This is a genomic window from Microbacterium sp. NPDC089320 (assembly GCF_040684875.1).
GTDB lineage: Bacteria > Actinomycetota > Actinomycetes > Actinomycetales > Microbacteriaceae > Microbacterium.
In genome coordinates this window covers 108,959-130,145 of record NZ_JBFBGY010000005.1, presented here as the reverse complement: position 1 = coordinate 130,145, position 21,187 = coordinate 108,959, and the positions used below count along the sequence as shown (strand labels likewise).

General features: G+C 68.5%; 23 protein-coding genes. 12 read left to right on the top strand and 11 right to left on the bottom strand.

The window, feature by feature from the left end; genetic code table 11:
* Positions 1–21: 21 nt before the first annotated feature.
* A complete protein-coding gene (locus AB0N61_RS14670) occupies positions 22–1,500 on the top strand; it encodes an amino acid ABC transporter substrate-binding protein/permease (RefSeq protein ID WP_363365078.1) in 1,479 nt (492 codons plus the stop codon).
* Positions 1,497–2,225: an amino acid ABC transporter ATP-binding protein gene (locus AB0N61_RS14665; protein ID WP_167946794.1), complete on the top strand. Its 729-nt coding sequence runs from the start codon at positions 1,497–1,499 to the stop codon at positions 2,223–2,225. The genes AB0N61_RS14670 and AB0N61_RS14665 overlap by 4 nt, the downstream gene beginning before the upstream one ends.
* A 61-nt stretch (positions 2,226–2,286) precedes the next feature.
* On the opposite strand, the gene AB0N61_RS14660 is transcribed toward AB0N61_RS14665, so the two are convergent.
* The 4 genes from AB0N61_RS14660 to AB0N61_RS14645 form a co-directional block, all read right to left on the bottom strand.
* Positions 2,287–3,606: an MFS transporter gene (locus tag AB0N61_RS14660; RefSeq protein WP_363365077.1), complete on the bottom strand. Its 1,320-nt coding sequence runs from the start codon at positions 3,604–3,606 to the stop codon at positions 2,287–2,289.
* Positions 3,603–4,070 carry a helix-turn-helix domain-containing protein gene (locus tag AB0N61_RS14655; protein ID WP_363365076.1) on the bottom strand — a complete coding sequence of 156 codons (468 nt, stop codon included), beginning with the start codon at positions 4,068–4,070 and terminating at the stop codon, positions 3,603–3,605. The genes AB0N61_RS14660 and AB0N61_RS14655 overlap by 4 nt, the downstream gene beginning before the upstream one ends.
* Positions 4,071–4,166: 96 nt before the next feature.
* On the bottom strand, positions 4,167–5,444 hold the full coding sequence (purD, locus tag AB0N61_RS14650; RefSeq protein WP_363365075.1) for a phosphoribosylamine--glycine ligase: 1,278 nt from the start codon (positions 5,442–5,444) through the stop codon (positions 4,167–4,169).
* A gap of 47 nt (positions 5,445–5,491) precedes the next feature.
* Complete coding sequence (locus tag AB0N61_RS14645; protein ID WP_363365074.1) at positions 5,492–6,172, bottom strand: CoA pyrophosphatase; 681 nt, start codon at positions 6,170–6,172, stop codon at positions 5,492–5,494.
* Positions 6,173–6,250: 78 nt separating this feature from the next.
* On the opposite strand from AB0N61_RS14645, the gene AB0N61_RS14640 reads away from it, so the two are divergent.
* Together AB0N61_RS14640 and AB0N61_RS14635 are read left to right on the top strand one after the other, a co-directional pair.
* A complete protein-coding gene (locus AB0N61_RS14640) occupies positions 6,251–6,622 on the top strand; it encodes a sterol carrier family protein (RefSeq protein ID WP_167946784.1) in 372 nt (123 codons plus the stop codon).
* Positions 6,623–6,698: 76 nt separating this feature from the next.
* Positions 6,699–7,013, top strand: a complete 315-nt coding sequence (locus AB0N61_RS14635; protein ID WP_167946782.1) for a potassium transporter Trk — start codon at positions 6,699–6,701, stop codon at positions 7,011–7,013.
* Positions 7,014–7,028: 15 nt separating this feature from the next.
* On the opposite strand, the gene AB0N61_RS14630 is transcribed toward AB0N61_RS14635, so the two are convergent.
* The gene (locus tag AB0N61_RS14630; protein WP_363365073.1) at positions 7,029–7,661 is read right to left on the bottom strand and encodes a zinc-binding alcohol dehydrogenase; all 633 of its coding nucleotides are present in this window, start codon (positions 7,659–7,661) and stop codon (positions 7,029–7,031) included.
* Between the two features lie 62 nt (positions 7,662–7,723).
* On the opposite strand from AB0N61_RS14630, the gene purM reads away from it, so the two are divergent.
* Genes purM through AB0N61_RS14615 form a run of 3 tightly spaced genes read left to right on the top strand, consistent with a single transcriptional unit; the run spans position 7,724 to position 11,634 of the window.
* A complete protein-coding gene (gene purM / locus AB0N61_RS14625) occupies positions 7,724–8,851 on the top strand; it encodes a phosphoribosylformylglycinamidine cyclo-ligase (protein WP_363365072.1) in 1,128 nt (375 codons plus the stop codon).
* Between the two features lie 6 nt (positions 8,852–8,857).
* On the top strand, positions 8,858–10,330 hold the full coding sequence (gene purF / locus AB0N61_RS14620) for an amidophosphoribosyltransferase (RefSeq protein ID WP_363365071.1): 1,473 nt from the start codon (positions 8,858–8,860) through the stop codon (positions 10,328–10,330).
* Entirely contained in the window at positions 10,327–11,634 is a 1,308-nt protein-coding gene (locus AB0N61_RS14615) for an MFS transporter (RefSeq protein WP_363365070.1), read from the top strand. The genes purF and AB0N61_RS14615 overlap by 4 nt, the downstream gene beginning before the upstream one ends.
* A 49-nt stretch (positions 11,635–11,683) precedes the next feature.
* Here the strand turns inward: AB0N61_RS14615 and AB0N61_RS14610 are convergent, their stop codons facing one another.
* Together AB0N61_RS14610 and AB0N61_RS14605 are read right to left on the bottom strand one after the other, a co-directional pair.
* The gene (locus tag AB0N61_RS14610) at positions 11,684–12,505 is read right to left on the bottom strand and encodes an MOSC N-terminal beta barrel domain-containing protein (protein WP_363365069.1); all 822 of its coding nucleotides are present in this window, start codon (positions 12,503–12,505) and stop codon (positions 11,684–11,686) included.
* A 135-nt stretch (positions 12,506–12,640) separates the two neighbouring features.
* Positions 12,641–12,829, bottom strand: a complete 189-nt coding sequence (locus tag AB0N61_RS14605) for a DUF3073 domain-containing protein (protein ID WP_042537993.1) — start codon at positions 12,827–12,829, stop codon at positions 12,641–12,643.
* A 149-nt stretch (positions 12,830–12,978) separates the two neighbouring features.
* Between AB0N61_RS14605 and AB0N61_RS14600 the strand changes: the two genes are divergently transcribed.
* Complete coding sequence (locus tag AB0N61_RS14600) at positions 12,979–13,521, top strand: universal stress protein (RefSeq protein ID WP_167946770.1); 543 nt, start codon at positions 12,979–12,981, stop codon at positions 13,519–13,521.
* Positions 13,522–13,594: 73 nt separating this feature from the next.
* On the opposite strand, the gene AB0N61_RS14595 is transcribed toward AB0N61_RS14600, so the two are convergent.
* Both AB0N61_RS14595 and AB0N61_RS14590 read right to left on the bottom strand, forming a co-directional pair.
* Positions 13,595–14,221, bottom strand: coding sequence for a PadR family transcriptional regulator (locus AB0N61_RS14595; protein WP_363365068.1), 627 nt, complete (start codon positions 14,219–14,221; stop codon positions 13,595–13,597).
* Positions 14,218–15,060, bottom strand: coding sequence for a DUF4097 family beta strand repeat-containing protein (locus AB0N61_RS14590; RefSeq protein WP_363365067.1), 843 nt, complete (start codon positions 15,058–15,060; stop codon positions 14,218–14,220). Before AB0N61_RS14590 ends, AB0N61_RS14595 begins: the two co-directional genes overlap by 4 nt.
* 448 nt (positions 15,061–15,508) lie before the next feature.
* Here AB0N61_RS14590 and AB0N61_RS14585 point away from each other — a divergent pair, with 448 nt between their 5' ends.
* On the top strand, positions 15,509–15,778 hold the full coding sequence (locus AB0N61_RS14585; protein ID WP_167945284.1) for a helix-turn-helix transcriptional regulator: 270 nt from the start codon (positions 15,509–15,511) through the stop codon (positions 15,776–15,778).
* Positions 15,779–16,130: 352 nt separating this feature from the next.
* Here AB0N61_RS14585 and AB0N61_RS14580 read toward each other — a convergent pair whose 3' ends face one another.
* On the bottom strand, positions 16,131–16,970 hold the full coding sequence (locus AB0N61_RS14580; RefSeq protein ID WP_167945285.1) for a cutinase family protein: 840 nt from the start codon (positions 16,968–16,970) through the stop codon (positions 16,131–16,133).
* 488 nt (positions 16,971–17,458) lie between these two features.
* Here AB0N61_RS14580 and AB0N61_RS14575 point away from each other — a divergent pair, with 488 nt between their 5' ends.
* The 3 genes from AB0N61_RS14575 (at position 17,459) to AB0N61_RS14565 (ending at position 19,599) form a co-directional block, all read left to right on the top strand.
* Positions 17,459–18,247: a MerR family transcriptional regulator gene (locus AB0N61_RS14575; RefSeq protein ID WP_363365066.1), complete on the top strand. Its 789-nt coding sequence runs from the start codon at positions 17,459–17,461 to the stop codon at positions 18,245–18,247.
* A 148-nt stretch (positions 18,248–18,395) separates the two neighbouring features.
* Positions 18,396–18,770 (top strand): hypothetical protein, encoded by a 375-nt coding sequence (locus AB0N61_RS14570; protein ID WP_363365065.1) that lies wholly within the window; start codon positions 18,396–18,398, stop codon positions 18,768–18,770.
* A gap of 4 nt (positions 18,771–18,774) precedes the next feature.
* A complete protein-coding gene (locus AB0N61_RS14565) occupies positions 18,775–19,599 on the top strand; it encodes a nitroreductase family protein (protein ID WP_167945288.1) in 825 nt (274 codons plus the stop codon).
* Positions 19,600–19,602: 3 nt separating this feature from the next.
* On the opposite strand, the gene AB0N61_RS14560 is transcribed toward AB0N61_RS14565, so the two are convergent.
* Positions 19,603–21,132, bottom strand: coding sequence for an FAD-dependent oxidoreductase (locus AB0N61_RS14560; protein WP_363365064.1), 1,530 nt, complete (start codon positions 21,130–21,132; stop codon positions 19,603–19,605).
* Positions 21,133–21,187: the final 55 nt, after the last annotated feature.

Below are 21,187 nucleotides of genomic sequence, written 5' to 3'. Positions count from 1 at the left end.
CCGATCCGAGGAGCACCCGTCGTGATCCGAAATCCCTCTTCTGCTTCCGCGCGCCTGCGCGCGCTCGGACGCACCGCCGGGGCGATGGCGCTCACGGCGTTCATCGCGGCCGGCGCGCTGCTCGGCGGCGCCTCCGCCGCGACCGCGGCCGACGACACCGAGACCTACGTCATCGGCACCGACACGACATTCGCGCCGTTCGAGTTCACCGACGAGAACGGCGACCTCGTCGGCATCGACATGGACCTGCTTCGCGCCATCGCGAAGGACCAGGGCTTCGAGGTCGAGATCCGTCAGCTCGGATTCGACGCCGCGGTGCAGGCGCTGCAGGCCAACCAGGTCGATGCCGTCATGGCCGGGATGTCGATCACCGACGAGCGCAAGCAGACGTTCGACTTCAGCGATCCGTACTTCACCAGCGGCATCCAGCTCGGCGTGCTCGACTCCAGCGACATCCAGTCGCTCGACGACCTCGACGGCGAGGCCGTGGCGGTCAAGACCGGCACGCAGGGGCAGACGTTCGCCGAGGAGAACCAGGACGAGTACGGCTTCCGCATCACGCCGTACCAGGACACCACCGACATGGTCGACGCCGTCAAGGCCGGACAGGCGGTCGGGTATTTCGAGGACTTCCCGGTGCTCGCGTACGGCATCCAGCAGGGATCGGGCTTCCGTCTGATCGGCGAGCCGGAGCTGGGCGGCGAGTACGGCTTCGCGGTCAACAAGGGTCAGAACCCCGAGCTGATCGAGATGTTCAACGAGGGCCTCGCGAACGTGCAGGCGTCAGGTGAATACGACGAGATCGTCGACAGCTACCTCGCCGGCGGTGAGGAGACCACGCAGGCGACCGACATCTTCTCGGTCGCCGTCAAGTACTGGCCCGCGCTGATGGAGGGTCTGTGGCTCACCATCCTCGCGACGCTCGTCGCGATCGTCGCGGCGTTCATCCTCGGCCTCATCTTCGGGTTCGGGCGCGTCTCGGGCTTCGCGCCGTTCCGCTGGGTCGCCACGGCCTACGTCTACGTCTTCCGCGGCACGCCGATCCTCGTGCAGGCGTTCTTCGTGTTCTTCGCCATCCCGCAGCTGTTCCCCGGACTCACATTCAACCCGTTCGTCGCCGGAGCGATCACGCTCTCGCTGAACACGGGTGCATACATGACCGAGATCATCCGCGGTGGCATCCAGGCCGTCGATCCCGGCCAGGCCGAGGCGTCGCGTTCGCTCGGTCTCGGGCACTGGAAGACGATGCAGAAGGTCGTGCTGCCGCAGGCGTTCCGCATCATGATCCCCTCGTTCGTGAACCAGGGCATCATCACCCTCAAGGACACGTCGCTGATCAGCGTCATCGGCCTCGCCGAGCTGACCTTCGTGTCGCGTCAGATCATCGCCTCGACGTACCTGTCGGCGCAGGTGCTGACGATCGTCGCCATCATCTACTTCGTCGTGATCACGCTGCTGACGCTGCTCGCGAACCGCCTGGAGAGGACGTTCAACGCATGAGCAAGATCGAGGTCAGAGACCTGCACAAGTCGTTCGGCGACAACCACGTGCTCAAGGGCATCGATCTCACGGTCGAGGACGGCGAGGTCGTCGCGGTCATCGGCCCGTCGGGGTCGGGCAAGTCGACCCTGCTGCGCTGTCTCAACAAGCTCGAGGAGCCGACGTCTGGTCACGTCATCGTCGACGGCGTGGACCTCACCGACAAGAGCGTCAAGCTCGACGAGGTGCGCCAGCGCATCGGCATGGTGTTCCAGCACTTCAACCTGTTCCCGCACATGACGGTGCTCGAGAACATCACGCTCGCGCCCGTCGAGCTCGGCAAGCTCTCGAAGGCCGAGGCGAAGCAGCGCGCGCTCGCGCTTCTCGACCGCGTGGGCCTGGCCGAGAAGGCCGACGCCAAGCCGGCATCCCTGTCAGGCGGTCAGAAGCAGCGCGTGGCGATCGCCCGCGCGCTCGCGATGGACCCCGAGATCATGCTCTTCGACGAGGCCACCAGCGCCCTCGACCCCGAGATGGTCGGCGAGGTGCTGCAGGTCATCCGCGACCTGGCGTCGGGCGGCATGACGATGGTGCTCGTGACGCACGAGATGGGCTTCGCGCGCGAGGTCTCGGGCCGCACGGTGTTCATGGACGGCGGAGTCGTCGTCGAGGAGGCGCCGCCCGCGGAGCTGTTCGGAGCCCCGAAGAACGAGCGTCTGAAGGACTTCCTCTCGAAGGTGCTCTGAGCGGCTCTCTGCGTCGAAGGCCCCCATCCGGTCTCGGGTGGGGGCCTTCGCCGTCGACAGGTCAGGGCGCCGGGATCGGAGTCGGATGCCGGCGAATCGTCGCGCTGACCAGGGCTGCCACGGCGCAGAGCCCGGCGGCGGCGAACCAGGCGATCGTGTACTGACCGGTGTGGTCGCGCACCATGCCCGCGAGGAGCGATGCGATGCCGGCTCCGATCTGGTGCGAGGCGAACACCCAGCCGAACACGAGGGGTCCCCGGTCGCCGAAGACCTCGCGGCACAGGGCGATGGTGGGCGGAACCGTCGCGACCCAGTCGAGGCCGTAGATCACGATGAACACGATGATGCTCGGCTGCACCTCGGCCGACAGCAGGCTCGGCAGGAAGAGCAGGCTCACGCCGCGCAGTGCGTAATAGGCGGCCAGCAGGATGCGCGGGTTCACCCGGTCGGTCAGCCAGCCCGAGAACACGGTGCCGACGATGTCGAAGATCCCGACCACGGCGAGCAGCCCGGCGGCGGTCGTCGTCGCCATCCCGTGGTCGTGGGCGCTGGGGATGAAGTGGGTGCCGATCAACCCGTTGGTCGTGGCGCCGCAGATCGCGAACCCGATCGCGAGGGCCCAGAACGTCTTGGTGCGGGCCGCGTCGCGCAGCGTCGTGATGGCGAGGCGGGCGGCGCCCCATGCGCTGCCCTTCGGCCTCGCGGTCACGGTGACGGGTCCGGTGTCTCCGTATCGGGTGACGCCGAGATCGCTCGGACGATTGCGCACGAAGATCCAGACCAGGGGGACGACGGCGAGCGCGCCGCCGGCGATGATGAGTGATGCTCCGCGCCATCCGATGTCCTCGGCCGCTGCGGCGATCACGGGCAGGAAGATGAGCTGTCCGGTCGCGCTGCCGGCCGTGAGCACGCCCGAGACCAGACCGCGCCTGGTCGCGAACCAGGTGTCGGTGATCGTGGCCGCGAACACCAGGGCCATCGACCCGGTGCCGAGTCCGATGAGCACTCCCCACGTCAGGATCAGCTGCGCCGGGGTGGCGACGAACACGCTGAGCCCGGCGCCGGCTCCGATCACGCACAGGGCGGTCACGGTCACCGCGCGGATGCCGAAGCGCTGCATGAGGGCGGCGGCGAAGGGTGCGGTGAGCCCGAACAGCAGCAGGTTGACGGTGACGGCGAGCGAGAGCTCGGCGGTCGTCCAGCCGAACTCGTCCTGCAGGGGCAGCATCAGCACCCCGGGGGCGGCGCGGAATCCGGCGGCTCCGATCAGGGCGATCAGGGCGACGAGGGCGACGATCCAGGCGGGGTGGATGCGGCGCTGTCGCTGTCCCGGGGCGCCTGCAGGCATCTCGGCGGGCTCGTCCACCGATTCGGCGGTCATGCGACGCCGCCGCTGATCAGGTCGAAGGGCTCGCCGCCCATGCTGCGTCGCGTCCAGCGGGTGCTGGCGGCGTCGAGCGGGGCGGCACAGGTCGCGCACCAGTCGACGGATGCCGCCACCTCGCCGCATCGCGCGCAGCTGACCGTCAACCCCCAGGGGCCGTCCGGATCGGTGGCTCGGGAGAAGCGCGCGAACGCGTGCAGGATCGGCAGGGTCTCGCGCCCGGCATCCGTCAGCGCGTAGCCGCGCTCGGCGTCGCGGGTGAGGAGCCCGCTGCCGCTCATCGAGGCGAGACGTCGGGCGAGCACGGAGTCGGCGGCGCCCGTCGCATCGCGCAGCTCATCGAAGCGCCTGCGTCCCGAGAACAGCTCGCGCAGGATCAGCAGCACCCAGGGGTCGGCGAGCACATCGGCGGAGCGGGCGATCGGACACGTGGCTGTCGACCAGTCGGAGCGGAGAGGCATGCGCCAACTTTCTTGAAGAAAGCTGGCGGTGTCAAGAGATCGCAGCGGGAATGGCGGAGTACCTGCGCGATTCGGCAGGAAGACGACGGGGTCGAACTACTCCGCGACGCGGGCGGCGATGTCGGTGCGGAAGTGCGAGCCCTCGAGCGTGATGCGGCCGATCGCCTCGTAGGCCCGATCTCGCGCGGTGCGGAAGTCCGACGCCACGGCGACGACGTTGAGCACGCGGCCACCGGTCGCGATCAGCGAGCCGCCCGGTGCATCGGGGCTCGCGGTCGCGGCGTGCACGAGACGCACGCCCTCGACATCGGCGGCATCGGCGAGACCCTCGATCGGACGACCGGTCTGCGGCGCCTCGGGGTAGCCCTCGCTCGCGAGCACCACGGTGATGGCGACGTCGTCGCTGAACACGGGCTCGGGCTGGTCCTCGAGTGTGCCGGACGCCGCAGCGAGCAGCAGCTCCGACAGCGGAGTCACGAGTCGCGGCAGCACGATCTGGGTCTCGGGGTCGCCGAAGCGGGCGTTGAACTCGATCACGCGCACGCCCGCGGGAGTGAGGATGAGGCCCGCGTACAGCAGCCCGATGAACGGCGTGCCCTCCTCGTCGAGCTGACGGATCACCGGCAGGGCGACGTCGCGGGTGACCTCCTCGACGAAGGCCTGCTCGCTGCCGAACTGGTCGGCGAGCCAGGGCAGCGGAGAGTACGCGCCCATGCCCCCGGTGTTGGGGCCCTGGTCGCCGTCGAGCGCGCGCTTGAAGTCCTGGGCGGGGCTGAGTGCGCGCACGGTGTCGCCGTCGCTCAGGAAGAACAGCGAGACCTCGGGGCCCGACAGGAACTCCTCGATCAGCACGGGGCCCGACGGCAGGTAGTGCTCCGCGTGGGCGAGAGCCTCCGCGCGGTCGGAGGTCACGATGACGCCCTTGCCGGCGGCGAGGCCGTCGGCCTTCACGACGTGCGGTGCGCCGAGGTCGGCGAACGCGGCCTCGACCTCTGCGGTCGTGGTGGCGCGCACGGCGCGTCCGGTGGGCACGCCGGCGGCATCCATGATGCGCTTCGCGAACGACTTTGACCCCTCGAGCTGCGCCGCAGCCTTGCCGGGGCCGAACACGGGAATGCCGTGGAATCGAAGGACATCCGCGACTCCGGCGACCAGCGGGGCCTCGGGACCGACCACCACGAGATCCACGGCGTGCTCGTTGGCGAACGAGGTCACCGCGGCGCCGTCGAGCATGTCGAGGGTGACGGGCGTCGCGTCCTGGGCGATGCCGGCGTTGCCGGGAGCGACGAAGATCTCGTGCTCCGCCTGCTCTGCCCGCAGAGCGAGGATGATCGCGTGCTCACGGGCACCGGAACCGAGGACGAGAATCTTCACCCGTCCAGCCTACCGAGGCCGCCCCGCGGGTTTCGGCGGGTTTCGACTCACGGCCGGATCGGACGTTCGACCGACGCGTCCCACGGCACAGTCCACCCCGCGGCATCGAACAGGGCGTCGAGCACCATCGCCGTGAACCCCCACACGATCGTGCCGTCGATGTCGAATGCAGGACCCTTCCACGTGCGGCCCAGGCGGTGGATGGTCGAGGTGTGACGGTTGCCGGGGTCGAGCAGCTGCGCGACCGGCACGCGGAAGACCTCGACGGTCTCGGCGTGGTCGACGGCGGCGACCCGGGAGGGCGTGCGCCACCAGCCGAGCACGGGGGTGACGACGTGGTTGCTGGCGGCGAGGGGCAGTTCGGGAAGGGTCGCGAGGATCTCGACCCCCGCGGGGTCGAGTCCGGTCTCCTCCTCGGCTTCGCGCAGGGCGGTGGCGACAGCATCCGCGTCTGCGTCCTCGGCCCGACCGCCGGGGAACGACACCTGCCCGGGGTGCGACGAGAGGGTCGCGGCCCGTCGCTGCAGCAGCACATCGAGGTCGGCGGCGACCGTCGTCTCGTCGGTCCGGGCCGGGACGCTGTCGAGCCGCCCGAACAGCACGAGCACGGATGCCGGATGCGCCTTCCCGCCGACCGGCGGGAAGGGCTTCGCCCACGCATCGCCGCGCCGCGCCGCCGCGATCAGCTCGGCGCGCGCGCCATGCAGGGTATCGGGATTCTGGCTCATCGCGTCGAGCCTATGCCCGCGGGTGCGCGGTCGGGCGGTCGCGGGTGCGTCCGACCCCGCTCGGCGTACCCTTCTTGCATGCCCTCCAGGAAGATCGACATCATCGACGGCCGCGCCGCGCTCGACGAGGTCAGGCGAGCGGATGCCGCGGGCGAGAAGCCGCAGCGTTCCCCGCTCGCCACCGCCGTGCGCTACCTGCTGCAGCTGCTCGACGAGAAGGCGCCGGGCAACAGCGTCGAGGTGCGGGTCCCCCCGTTCGGCGCCGTGCAGGTGATCCAGGGCCCCCGCCACACGCGTGGCACTCCGCCGAACGTCGTCGAGATGGACCCGGCGACCTGGATCGCCGTCGCCACGGGCGCGGAGCACTGGTCGGATGCGGCAGCCTCGGGTCGGGTGAGCGCCTCGGGCACTCGCGCCGATCTCTCGGACGTCCTGCCGCTGCGCCCCTGACAGGTGTCGCGAGCCGGCCCTGCCCGGCCCCGCGGACAGGCACCCCGCGCCCAGCCAACGGTGGGACAATGGATGCATGTCCTCACACGATTCCTCCCAGACGGTCGAGGCGACCGTCCGCCGCGTGCCGCGCTTCGGCGTGTTCATGGCCATCGGCGTCGTGCTCGGGATCATCGCCGCCGGCATCCTGACGATGATCGGCAGCTACGAGCCCTCCGAGGCCGCCAACGTCGTCTACCCTCCAGGGCAGGTGTTCGGCTTCCTGCTGCTGTGGACGGTGCCGATCGGCTTCGCGCTCGCGAGCGTCGTCGCGCTGATCCTCGAGCGCGTCGCTCGTCGCCACGACCATGTCGTCACGGTCGAGCACGAGACGATCATCGCGAACGACTGATCCCGCCCGAGAGCGTCACGCCAGTTCGGCGATGATGGGCCGGATCGCCGCATCGAACGAGACCACGTCGCGGCGCAGGCCGTCGGTCACCGCCACCGTGAGCGCGCCGATCCACCAGATGCCCCGCTGCGAGAACGGCAGCACCTGCACATTGAGCTCGAACGAGTGCGCGCGGCGCCCGATCTCGCGCTCGAACTCGGCGATCGCGCTGGCATAGGCGCGATAGGACTCGCCCCCGATCGTCCCGCCGCCCGACCGGTTCGCGATCGAGCTGTGGATCGACGACACATAGCGGTCGTGCGCGACGCGGGCGAAGTGCATCGCCGACGCCGCGTGCGGCTCGATCGCCTCGGCGAGCTGTTCGGCGCCTGTCGCCGGCAGCGCCACCAGGGTGTCGAAGCCTTCCACGAGTTCCAGCGGAACACCGGACGGGTGGGCTCGGGGCTCGACGGTCATGTCCCAGTAGTCGCGCCACTGCCTCTCGAGCTCGGGCGTCACCTCGACGGCATCCGGTGCTCGGACGGGCAGATCGCGCAGGCTCGGAAGATCCTCCGGGGCGCGGATGCCGAGCGACTGCCGCAGCGCGAGCGCGACGAGCACCGGAACGCTCGCGTCCTCGCGGATCAACCACTGCGGCTTGTCGGCCATGGCCCCATCGTAGGAGATGCAGAGAGGGGAGAGGAGGTCTCGGCGGGCGGTAGGCTGGAGGTGTGGCTGCCTCCTCCACCAATCCCTATTCCGAAGCCGGCGTCGATACCGCTGCAGGCGATCTCGCCGTCGAGCTGATGAAGTCCTCCGTGCGCGCGACGCACGGCCCTGAAGTGCTCGGCGGTGTCGGCGGATTCGCCGGACTGTTCGACGCGAGCGCGCTGCGCGACTTCCGTCGCCCGCTGCTCGCCACCAGCACAGACGGCGTCGGCACGAAGGTCGCCATCGCGCAGGCCATCGACAAGCACGACACGATCGGCCAGGACCTGGTCGGCATGGTCGTCGACGACATCGTCGTGGTGGGCGCGAAGCCCCTGTTCATGACCGACTACATCGCCTGCGGCAAGGTCTTCCCGCAGCGCATCGCCGACATCGTTCGCGGCATCGCTGAGGCGTGCACCGCGACGGGCACCGCGCTCATCGGCGGCGAGACGGCCGAGCACCCCGGTCTTCTCGGCCCGCGCGACTACGACGTCGCCGGCGCCGCGACCGGAGTCGTCGAGGCCGACGGCATCCTCGGCGCCGACCGCGTGCAGGACGGCGACGTGGTTCTGGCCGTCGAGTCGAGCGGTCTGCACTCCAACGGCTATTCGCTCGTGCGTCACATCGTCACGAACGCCGGCATCGGCTACGGCGACAACGCCGCCGACTTCGGCACGACCTGGGGCGAGGCCCTGCTCGAGCCGACCCGCCTCTATACCCTCCCGCTGCTGCGTCTGATCGAGCAGCTCGGCGGCGGCGCGGGCGGCGGCGTCCACTCGCTCAGCCACGTGACCGGCGGCGGCATCGCGGCGAACCTCGCGCGTGTGCTCCCGCAGGGCAGCTGGGCCGAGGTCGACCGCGGCACGTGGTCGCCGAGCCCGGTCTTCCGCGTGCTCAGCGACATCGCGGGCTCCACGCTGGAGTCCGCCGAAGGCACCTGGAACCTCGGGATCGGGTTCCTCGCGATCGTCGCAGCCGACCAGAAGGATGCCGCGATCGCAGCGCTGGCGGCCGACGGCATGCCCGCATGGCAGGTCGGGACCGTGGGCTTCGGCCCGCGTCCGGCAGGAGAGTTCGAACAGGGCGCCAAGGGCGTCGACGGTGGAGCGGTGCGCCTGATCGGCGCCTACGCGGACGGAGCGAAGTAAGAGTCCATGTGCGGCATCGTCGGAATGGTGGGCTCTGCCCCGGTCAATCAGGACATCTACGACGCACTCCTGCTGCTGCAGCACCGCGGCCAGGATGCGACGGGAATCGCGACCGCTGAGGCGAACGGCGTGATGCACAACGCCAAGGCGCAGGGCATGGTGCGCGAGGCGTTCCGCACTCGCGACATGCGCGGCCTCCTCGGCAACGTCGGCCTGGGTCATGTGCGCTACGCGACCAAGGGCACCGCGTCGAACGAAGAGGAGATGCAGCCGTTCTACGTGAACGCGCCGTACGGCATCATCCTCATCCACAACGGCAACCTGACGAACACGCGCGAGCTCACGGCCGACATGGCCCAGCGCGACCGTCGCCACCTCAACTCGTCGAGCGACACCGAGCTGCTGCTCAACGTGCTCGCCGGCGAGCTGCAGAACACGACGTCTGCTGTCGACCTCGACGCCGAGCGCATCTTCGAAGCCGTCGAGCGCACTCACGAGCGCATCGAGGGCGCCTACGCCGTCATCGCGGTGATCGCCGGCTACGGCCTGCTCGCCTTCCGCGACCCGTTCGGCATCCGCCCGCTGATCCTCGGCCGTCGTCCCTCGACCGTCCCCGGCGCAGAGGGTCGCGACGAGTGGGTCGTGGCGAGCGAGTCGCTGGTGCTCGAGAACGCCGACTACGAGGTGGTCCGCGAGGTCGAGCCCGGTGAGGCGATCTTCATCACCAACGAGGGCGAGCTGCACAGTCGGCAGTGCGCCAAGGAGACCACGCTCGCGCCCTGCGCGTTCGAGTACGTCTACCTCGCCCGACCCGACTCGGTCATGAACGGCGTCTCGGTCTACGAGTCCCGTCTGCGCATGGGCGACCGCCTCGCCGACACGATCGCGAAGCACGTGCCGATGGACAAGATCGACGTCGTCATGCCGATCCCCGACTCCTCGCGCCCCGCGGCCATGGAGGTCGCCCGCAAGCTCGGCATCGAGTACCGCGAGGGCTTCTACAAGAACCGCTACGTCGGCCGCACCTTCATCATGCCCGGCCAGGCCGTGCGCAAGAAGAGCGTGCGTCAGAAGCTGAACGCGATGTCGACCGAGTTCCAGGGCAAGAACGTGCTGCTGATCGACGACTCGATCGTGCGCGGCACGACGTCGAAGGAGATCATCCAGATGGCTCGGGATGCCGGCGCCACCTCGGTGACATTCGCCTCCGCGGCCCCGCCGGTGCGTCACCCGCACGTCTACGGCATCAACATGCCGTCCCGTCACGAGCTCATCGCCCACGGACGCACCATCCCCGAGATCGCCGCCGAGCTGGGCTGCGACCACCTGGTCTACCAGGAGGTCGAAGACCTCAAGGCCGCTATCACCGACGGGTCGGTGCTGAGTGACCTCGACATGAGCTGCTTCGACGGCCGGTACGTCACCGGCACGGTCTCCGACGAGTACCTGGCCTGGGTGGAGGGGTCGCAGACCTCGTGACCTCGGGTGCGCAGCCGCTCTGGCGTGGTCGTGCGCTCGCGCTGGTCGGCATCGTGCTGGTCGCGTTCTCGCTGCGCTCGGCGGTGGCGTCGCTGTCACCCGTGCTCGACCACGTCGCCGAGGACTTCGCGGTGTCGTCGGTGGTCGTCGGACTGATCGGCGCCGCACCGCCCGTGTGCTTCGCGGTGTTCGGTCTTCTCACGCCGCTGTTCGAGCGGCGGTTCGGACTCGAACGCGTCGCCGTCGTCGCGATCGCGCTGATCGCCGCCGGTCTTCTGCTGCGCAGCCTCGCCGTCGATTCGACCTCGCTGCTCGCGGCGACGGCCGTGGTGTTCGCGGGCGTGGGCTCGGGCAACGTGCTGCTGCCTCCGCTGGTCAAGAAGTACTTCCCCGATCGCCTCGGGCTGATGATGACCGTCTACTCGACCACCATGGCCGTGTCGACCTTCGTGCCGCCGCTGATCGCGGTGCCCCTCGCCGACTCGGCAGGGTGGCGCGTGTCGCTGGGGCTGTGGGGCGTGTTCGCCGCGATCGCGCTCGTGCCCTGGGTGGCGATGCTGATCGCGAGCCGAGCGGGTGCCGTCACCGCTGCGTCCTCCCGCGTCGAGTCGGCGTCGCCGGGCGAGGAGAACCGGGAGTCCGACGCTGCGCCCATGGCGACCGGTCCGATCGCGACCACGCCCGCGAACCCTCGTGTCTTCGGGCGGCTGTGGCGTCTGCCCCTGGCATGGTCGATCGCGCTCGTGTTCGGGGCGTCCTCGACCGTCGCCTACGTGTCGTTCTCGTGGCTGCCGTCGATCATGATCGACGTGGGCGGGGTCTCGCCGTCGAACGCGGGACTCCTGCTGTCGCTGTTCGGCCTGATGGGCCTGCCGTGCTCGCTGCTGGTGCCGATCCTGATCGTGCGCTTCCAGGCGACGCGCCCGGTCTTCTTCATCGCGATCGCGGCCGGGCTCGTCGGCCTCGCCGGAATGATCTTCCTCCCGACCGTGGGGCTCCCGCTCTGGGTCGTGCTGTTCGGCCTCGCACCCGCGCTGTTCCCGCTCGCTCTCGTGCTGCTCAGCATCCGGGCCCGCACGCCCGAGAGCGCCGTCGCGCTCAGCGGCTTCGTGCAGAGCATCGGCTACGCCGTCGCCGCGGTGTTCCCGCTGCTGATCGGCCTGCTGCACGACATGACCGACAGCTGGCTGGTCCCGCTCTGGGTGCTGGTCGGCGTGCTGGTCGCGGTGATCCCGGCCGGCTGGATCGCGGGGAGACGCCGCACGATCGAAGAGGACTGGGAGCGTCGGCACGGCCGCTGGTGAGTCACGCGGGTGATCCACGCCGGTGGATCCGCGCGGACTCCGGGGCCGGTCAGCCCACTCGCACCTCGTCGCCGACACTGATCGTGCCGCCGGTCCATGCCGCCGACCCGTCGGCAGGGTCCTGCGGGGGAAGAAGCAGCCGGCCGAGGGTGGGCTCGTCCTGAGCGAACGACGACGTGAGCGTCTTCAGCACCGTGGCGTCGCGCACCCCGGTGTCGGGATTCGCGTGCGTCGCCAGGCAGCGCACGATCGGGCCCGCGGTGTCGAACGCGATGTCTCCGACGGTCACCTGACCGGTCCAGTCGAGCTCTGACCAGGCGGCGGCGTCGCCGACGACGACGTTCGAGCGGAAGCGGCGGTCGTCGACGTCCATGCCGAGGGCGTCGCCCAGCGCGCTCACACTGCTACGGGTGTGCACGGAGACATAGCCGCGTGCTCGGTCCTGGAATCGCGACGTCACCCCGTCGCCGACGAGCACCAGTGGCAGCCGTCCGGGGCGCTGAAGGCGCCGGCCCTCGGCAGTGCCGAGCACGAAGTCGGTCACGGCGTCGGCCAGTTCGATCCGTCCGGCCGCGTCGAGTCCTTCCTCCACGAGGATCGAGCCGGCGTGTTCGATCCGCACCCGCTGTCGCTCGTCGTCATAGTCGGTGCGCAGCGCGGCCAGGGCCGGGAAGTCCTGCAGCGAGAGGCCCTTCGACTTGGACCAGTAGTCGAGGCCGTCGCGGTCTTCCGGCGTGGTCGCGTCGGCGAAGCGGAAGGCCAGCACGCGATCGCCGGCGATCCTCCCGTCAGCCTGCACGGTGAGGGAGTCGACGGACTCGGCCGTGAAGCCCTTGATCGGATGCCGGTACAGTGCGACGACGTGGGCCATGAGGGCATTCTTTCAGCTCGGTCGCGCCGAGTTCGGGAGCCAGCCCGAGGTGACGTCGCGGGATACCGGGATTGTTCGGGCACGACGAAACCCCCGTGCGTCGCACGGGGGAGTCGATGACGAAGGAAAGGGCAGTCAGGCCTTTTCGAGTTCGTCCTCGTCTTCGTCTGCATACTCGTCGGCCCACTTGTCGACGTATGCGTCTTCAGCGTCGCTCGGGTGCGCGAGTTCGCGCTCGAGCGCCGAGTAGTTCACCGACGGACTGAACGACTTCAGTTCGCGGGCGATCTTGGTGTGTTTCGCCTTTTGACGGCCACGGCCCATGCCTGAGACCCCCTCACGAGTTAAGCTGCGGGCAACGACTGGCCCGAGTCATTCACGACACCGGCTGAGGGCCGGTAAGAGTAGCATTCAGAATAGCACGCGGCCAGACCGCACTGGCCCGTTGGCAGCTGGTGAAGGGAGCGATCCTCATGACCGACAACACCTCGACGCCCTCCGACGAGGCCGCGCAGAACGCGACATTGCAGAAGGCCGTGATCGTCGGCATCCAGCCCGGACAGCCCCAGCGGGTGATCGACGAAGCGGCGCGATTCGCCCGGCTTCTTCGCGTGCCGCTGGTGGTCGCGCACGTCGACGTCACGCGATTCGTCACCTATGAAGACCCCGACGGGTATGTGCACTCGGCGCCCATCGACATCAACTTCGATGCCGGCACCGCCGAGTTCGAGGCTGTGCAGGCCGAGGCGACCGCCGCCCTCGACGGCACGGGCCTCACGTGGACGGCGCGCCAGCTCGTCGGCGATCCCGCGCTCGCGATCAAGCAGCTGGCGAACAAGCTCGATGCCCAGCTGATCGTCGTCGGCACCCGCAAGCGCGGCATCGGCGAGTCGATCCGCGAGTTCTTCACCGGGTCCGTCGCCGCCCGCCTCGCGCACCGCCAGCACAGGTCGGTGCTCGTCGTGCCGCTGCAGGAGCCGGTGCCCGACGAGCAGCCCGAGATCTGGACCGAGTAGCCCCCGTCCTCCAAATGACCGAAGCCCCCCCGTCAGGTGACGGGAGGGGCTTCGGTCGTTTGCGGCGGCTGTGTCAGCGGCCGAGCGACGAGAGTGCGGACGTGATCCCTCGGGCTGCGGCGTCCAGCCCGTCCTCCAGCTGCGAGACGACGGATGCCGGCAGGGTGCCGCCCTTTGCCACATGGGTGCGCAGGTCGGTGCGCACGCGCGCACGGAAGGCGTTGATGACGGCATCCGCCCGGTGCAGCTCCTCCCGGCTGACGATGCGCTCATCGTCGCCTGCGGTGCGGGGGCGGGACTTCGATGCGGCGCGGTCGTCCTTCTCGGCCGTGGCGAGATCGGCGCGCAGGCTCTTCATGGCCTCCTTCACGCTCTGTCGCACCTCGTTCGCGATCAGTCGCACCGAGTCGGTCAGGCCTGCCTCGATTCCGGCGAGATCGCCCTCGCGGGACTCGAGTTCGGCGCGTCCGGCATCCGTGATCGCATAGATCGTGGTGCGGCCGTCGACCGTCTTGGTGACCAGACCCTCTTCCTCCAGCTTCGCGAGCCGCGGGTAGATGGTGCCCGCGCTCGGCGTGTACGTGCCGCCCGTTCGGTCTGTCAGCGCCTGGATGATCCCATAGCCGTGCTGCGGCGCCTCGGACAGCAGCGAGAGCAGGTAGAGCCTGAGGTCACCGTGCGAGAAGACTGCGGGGCTCATGCTTCCTCCCATTCGGAGTCGTTCTCGATCGACGCGGGCGAGCGGCGCAGCACGGTGACGCCACCAGAGACGGAGTTCGCCCGCAGGTCGACGAAGCGTCCGGCGAGCTCGCCCGTCGAGCCCGTGTAGTTGTTGATGCCCGAGGACCCGCGTTCGGTGCCGTCGATCAGCAGTCTCCCGCTCAGCGAGCGGATGACGTAGTTCGCGGCGAGCGACTCGTCGAGGCGGACCGTGGTGCCGCCCGAGACCGAGTTGACGTTGATGGTGTTCACATCGCCCGCGGCGTCGACGAGGGTCGACCCCGAGACGATGTCGACGGTCGCGCGACGGATGGTGCCGGTGACGGCGACGTCTCCCGAGACGCTGTTCGCGCTGATCGAGCCCGTGAGCCCGCGCACCTGCACGTCGCCCGACACGGAGTTGACCGTGAGGTCGCCGATGAGGGTGTCGACGATGAGGTCGCCCGAGACGGTGTTGAGCCGGGCGTCGTTGCGGATGCCCGAGATGAGCGCGCCCGCACTCACGACGCCGAGGTTGAGGGCGATCGAGCGGGGAACGGCGACGCTCACCTCGGCCTTGGGGCCGCCCGAGCCGAAGTTGCGGAACACCTCGAGGAAGTTGTCCCAGCCGAGCTGCGGGTGGTCGATCTCGACCTCGCCGTTGCTCGCCTCGATGCGGAGGTCCTTGGTCGTGACGCCGTGCACCTCGATGCGGATGCCCGGTTCGTCGTGCGCGATGACATCGACCTGACCGCCGACCAGACCGATCTTCAGCCGGGTGACGTTCTCGATGTCGATGACGCGTTCTTCGCCGGGGGCGATGAGCCACTTCTCGGTCATGTCTGCTTCTCCTGTGTTGAGGGAACACGATATATCGTGTCTGGAGAGAGTAACACGATATATCTCGATCTTGTCAAGAGCGTGTTCTGGTCGCGCTTGTTGTCGTCTGGACGCGTTCTGGTCGTTCGTTACCGTCTGGTGCCGCGTTGGGCTGTGTTGCGCCGCGTCGTGTCGCTGTTGTGGGGGGTCGCACCGCGTGACAGGTTCGTGTCGCCGTTGGCGCCGTCTGCCGCGAACCTCTGATGGGCGGCGCGAATCATGACCGGAGCGCCGGAACTCTGCCGTTCCGGAATTCCGGAATCTTCTGAGCATGTCGCTACTCCAATTGCTTGATTGATTATGGTATTGGACCTAGTTTGAATCGCACGCTCCCTGGATCGTCGACATCCTCCTCGTGCAGGGCTGGGCGGGGCTAGTGATGCAGCGATTCTGACAACGGAGTCTCTTCATGAGCGAGAAATTGGCGGTGGCATCACCGGTGGAAGCCGTTTCATTCTGGCTCTACGCGGCCCGATCTTCCCGGGGGATGTCGCAGGAAGCGATAGCTCTGCGCGCTGGGCTCGCGGTCCCGACGTACGGGCGTTTAGAACGATCGGGTCTACGAGGGCAGATCAGTCAAGCGAAGCTAGAAACGTTCGTGCGCCTGCTGGTGGCGCTTGATCCCGATGCGAGCGAGCTGGGCCGACTGATAGCCCTGCTGAAGTTGTATGGCGGCTGATCTCGCCTGGGCTGCGGATTACGGGGCCATCGCCTGGCTGCACAGACCGTGCGCGACAATCGCACCGATCACTATCAAGACAATCCCCGTCACAGGGACGAAGGACATTGAACGCTGCCGTGCAAAGAGCAGCGATATCACTCCTGAGGACGCGACGATCACGACACACACCCAAAAGAAGCCATCAATAGTGGCGTAGAGCAGTGTGCCGTCGCAGGTCTGACCACACCCCGGTGCTTCGAGTTGGCGGAGCCAGACAGTGCCCCACGCCGCCGTTGCGATGGCGAGCTCCAGGACCCATAGAAGGGCAGTACGGAGCGGGCGGGGGGCACTGTCGACCATGAGCCCGATCCTAATTGAAGTCGGTCGTCAGGTACTCGAACCATCGGAAGGCCTCAATGACCTTGTTGTTGGCTTCGTACGAATTGTGAATGTTGAGCGCCGTCTGCCCACCAGGATTGGTGGAATCGCAGTAGGCATCTCCCTCGAAGCAATACGAACGGATCTGCTGTTGGTAGCCCACCGTGTTGGAGTTGGGTGGGTACCCCCAGTATTTGAATCCGTTGAGCGTGTTGAGAGCTGTTTGGTTGCGCGAGAACAAGCCCGATGATCCGTTCTGTGAACCTGCCGCATTGATGGGCTGGTTCCTCGCGTAAGAGGGATCCCCGAAGACCGCGATGCCTCTGATCGACTGCCTTGCTTTGGCAGAAAGGGAAGGATTGGCAAACGCGTTCAGAACCACATCGCCACCCTGGGAGTGCCCCATGAGGAAGACCGTGGGCCCGTATTGTCCGCACTGGTTTGCAAGCCAGTTGAGCTCCTGGACGAGAGTGTTCATCCCACTTGCAACACTCACCGGGTAGTTTGCGCCACCCGCCGGATAGTTCAACCCCTTGACATAGTAGGCGGGCCACGCCGCAGCCGCGTGGATCGGGATCTGGTCAAGTTCAGCCCCATATCCTCCGCTGTTGTAGAGGCGTCCGCTATGTACCGAGCCGGTGCCCGCGGGTGCGTTGGTGCCGCGGACTGCGATGATCACCGCGAACTCGCAGATATCTCCCGTAAGGACTGCGTTCGCTGGGGCGGCGCTGCCAAGAACGCCCCCGAGAAGCAGCGCCGCGGACAGCATGCTGATCCAAGCTCGCCGGCGCCGTCCTTGCGACGTACCAGACCGGTTCTTCGCGATCTTCATGAGTTTTCCCCTTCTCTGTGTGGCAGTACTTAGGAGACAACTACGTGCCCGGGAAGGAGAACAGAGCGTCGTCGGCCTGGTGTGATCGGGTCACCAGGTGTATGCGGCTGCACAGCGCCGAGCGGTGCAGTGAGTGAACGACGAACGCCCACACGCGGATGAGTGTCGCGCTCCTTTAGCCCTCTTGGGGGCAGCCGCACCCACCCACCGGAGCGACCCACGGTGCTGGGTATGGTGGGGGCTTGCCAGCGCGTCGCTCACCGCATCGCGGCCGGGTCGTGATTGACGTGAGAGAGACACCAGCAACGAGGCTCCCGACACCGCGTGGAACGAGAGCGCACCGTTGGTGATCTTCGCGAACGATGTCGGTATAGGGATCATCTCGTTCGTCTGCAGAATGCCAACGCTCGGGGTTGGTCTTGACCTTGACGCAGCGTCAACTTCTACCGTGGAGTGATCGACGAACGGACCCACGGAAGGAGGACGCCATGGCCGGTCGCGAATGGTCCATCCAGGACATCGCACGTCTCGCGGGGACCACGAGCAGAACGCTGCGTCACTATGACGACGTCGGCCTGCTCCCGCCCTCGCGCATCGCGCACAACGGCTATCGCCACTACGACGAGGCGGCGCTCCTGCGCCTGCAGCGCATCCTTCTGCTGCGTGAACTCGGGCTCGGTCTGCCGCAGATCGCCGACGTGCTCGACCCGGCGACCCGGCGGCAGAGCGAGCGATCAGCGCTCGAGACGCACCTCGAGCTGCTGCGCGAGGAGCAGAACCGGCTGGCGCGGCAGATCGCGTCGGTCGAGAGCACCATCGAGGCATTGAGAGGAGGTGAAGAACTCATGGCAGAGAACATGTTCGACGGTTTCGATCACACCCGCTACAAGGAGGAGGTCGAGCAGCGTTGGGGTCGCGCGGCCTACGCCGACAGCGACCGCTGGTGGCGCGGGATGACCGACGCCGAACGCGTCGACTGGCAGCAGCGCGTCTCCGACCTCGGTCGCGACTGGATCGCCGCCGCCGAGAGCGGCATCGACCCGGCATCCGCCGAGGCTCAGGACGTCGCCCGCCGCCACGTCGAGTGGCTGACCGGCATCCCGGGGACTCCCGCAGCGGCGCCCGGCGGCGACGTCAGGGCCTACGTCATCGGACTCGGAGAGATGTATGTCGCCGACCCGCGCTTCGGCGCGAACTACGCGACGTCCGCGGGTGGCACGCACGGCGCGGAGTTCGTCCGCGACGCGCTCCGCATCTACGCGGAGGGCAACCTGTAGCCCCCACCACCCCTTCGAATCGCGCACCTTGCAGAAGATTCGGGTCGAAAACTGCAAAGTGCGCGATTCGAAAGCGGGGGGTGTTGCACAGAACCGGACGCCGGATCAAGGCCGAGACCGGATGCCGGGGTGGGCGTAGGGTCAAGGCATGGGCCACCGACGCAGACGCACGGATGCAGCGCCGCTGTTCGCGGCGGCGGCCGTCGCCTACACCGCGAACGTCGCCCTCGGCTCGGCGGTCGCCGCGAGACTCATCGACACCAGCAGCTTCCGCTGGCTGCACCACGCGATCTACATCGCCACGTGTGCGACGTCCGCCGCCGCGTTCTCGGCCATCCTCTGGGGTCGGCCGAGGCGTGCGAGTCGACGTGCCGCCCTGGCCCTCGCCCCGGCCGCCGCGCCGCTCGCCGCGATCCCCTACCTCGGCACGCACAGCCGACGGCATCCGCTGGTCGCGCTCGCCGCAGCCCCCTTCATCGTCGCGGGCTTCGTCTGCTCGCGCCTCGCCACCGACCGGAAGTGAACGCATGGAACTGCTCGACGCCATCCGACGCCGCAAGACCACGAACGGGCCGTTCCTGCCCGACCCCGTGTCGGAGGAGCATCAGCGCATCCTGCTCGAGGCCGCAGGCCGGGCGCCGTCGCAGCTGAACAGCCAGCCGTGGCGGTTCGTGGTGATCGAGAACCGCGACACGATCGACAGGATCGCGCGCATCTCGGGCGACAGCATGACCGAGGCGATGTCGAACGGCACGTTCTTCGAGCGCTACAAGCCGTACTTCCGCTTCAGTCAGGCCGAGATGGAGGAGAAGCGCAGCGGGATGCTGTTCGACAAGCTCCCCGCGGCGCTCCGCCCGTTCACGAGCCAAGTGTTCACCAAGCGCGGTCAGAAGCTCATGAACACGTTCGGGGTGCCCAAGACCCTCGGCGAGGAGAACCACAAGCTCGTGGCGGGCTCACCGCTGCTGCTCGGCGTGATGCTCGACCGCAGCGAGTACCGACCCGGACAGCTGTCGTCGTTCTACTCGGTGTTCAGCATGGGCGCGGCGATGGAGAACGTCTGGCTCACGACGGTCGAGCTCGGCATGGGCATCCAGTTCATCTCGTTCCCGATGGAGGTGCCCGGTCGCTGGGAGGAGATCATCGACCTGCTGCACGTGCCCGACGACCTCGAGCTCATGGCCGTCTACCGCCTCGGCTACCTGCCGCCCGAGCAGCGCCGCCCGGCCATCGACTGGTCGAGCCACCAGCGCAAGCTCGCATCGCAGTACGTGTTCCGCGAGACCTGCGACGAGCCGCAGCAGGGGTGGGACGCCCCGCCGCCGGGGGCCGGAGCGCCGACGGCGGGCTGAGCCTCAGCCGCCGATCCTGCGGGGCAGCGGCTTCAGGTCGCTGAGCGCCGGTCCCTCGATCCGCGTGCCCTCGGCCGTGAACCGGGAGGCATGCAGGGGGCAGTCCCAGGTGCACTCGGCGTCGTTCCAGTCGAGCACCCCTCCGAGGTGCGGGCAGACGGCCGAGACCGCGCGCGTCACTCCATCGACCGTCGAGATGCCCACCGGCCGGCCGCCGCGGTTCGCGACCACGCCCTCGCCCTCAGCAGGTTTCGGCACCGGAACGGGACGGCGCTCGGCGTCGACCCATCCGGTCGTGGCCGCGGCGGCGACCTTGGCGCCCTCGATCGCCCCGCGGGCCAGGTCGGCCGGCACAGTGAGCCTCGTGCCGATCTTGACCATCCATGACGGTCGGTCGTGCCGGCTGGCGCCCAGGATCTCTGCCGTGAGACGCAGGGCGGCGGCGGGCGCGTTCGACAGCCCCCACTTCGCGTAGCCCGTCGCGAAGCGGATGCGACCGAGTCCCCTCGGCATGGCGCCGACGAAGGGGATCTGATTGTTCGACTGATAGTCCTGCGCCGACCAGCGGTGGGTCTCTTCGGCGTCGGGGAAGTACTTCCTCGTCCACTCGACCAGGTCGTCGACCGCGGCCGTCTCGCCGTCGGAGCGTCCGACCGCGTGGCCGTTGCCGCCCACGACGAGGCGCGCGGGGCCGCCGGGGCCGTCGGCGTCGGACACCGGGCGGATGGACCGCGTGGGGCTGTCCACCGAGATGAACGTGCTGTCGGGCACGCCCCCGGGCAGCCGGAACGAGACGCAGTATGACCGGAAGGCGTGCATCTTGGCGAAGTAGAGTCCGCGGTCGAGGATCGGGTACCCGGTCGCGATCACGATGTGATCGGCGAAGAGCGGTCCGAGCGGCGTCTCGACGCGCGGATCGGGCAGTGCATGCGTCGCCGTGACCCGGACTCCCGTGTGCAGGGTTCCGCCGGCGGCGAGCAGCTCGTCCGCGAGCGCGTGGGTCACGAGCGCCGGATCGATGGTCACCTGGTCGTCGAGCGCCACGGCTCCGGCAGCGGGGAAGGCCGTATCAGCGAGCTCCCCTCCCGTGAGCATCCTGGTGTCGAGGCCCGCTTCTCGTGCCGCCTCGTGCACCTCGCGCACCGAGTCGACGCCACCGGCGTCCTGCGCGTATGAGTGGTCGGTCCGTCGTTCGTAGCTGACCCCGGCATGATCGGCGAAAGCGACCAGCCAGTCCATCCCCTCGCGATTGCCCTCGACATACGCCTGCGCCAGCGCCGCCGAGTGGTGTCTGCGGATCTCGGCGAGCCGCTTGCCCTGCAGAAGCGTGAGCTTGCCGGTGTTGCCGCCGGTCGCGAGCTCGGCGACGGATCCGGCCTCGACCACGGCGACGTCGAGCCCTGCACGTGTGAGCATGACCGCGGTGCTGAGGCCGGTGAGACCTGCGCCGACGATGATCACGTCGTGCCGTGCGCCGGGATCGAACGGTGTGCCGAGGGGCGGGGTCCGGTCGAGCTTCCACAGTGGGTTCATGGCCACAGTCTTCGCCCGTCGGCCGCCTTCGCCCACCGGGTTGACATTCGAGGGG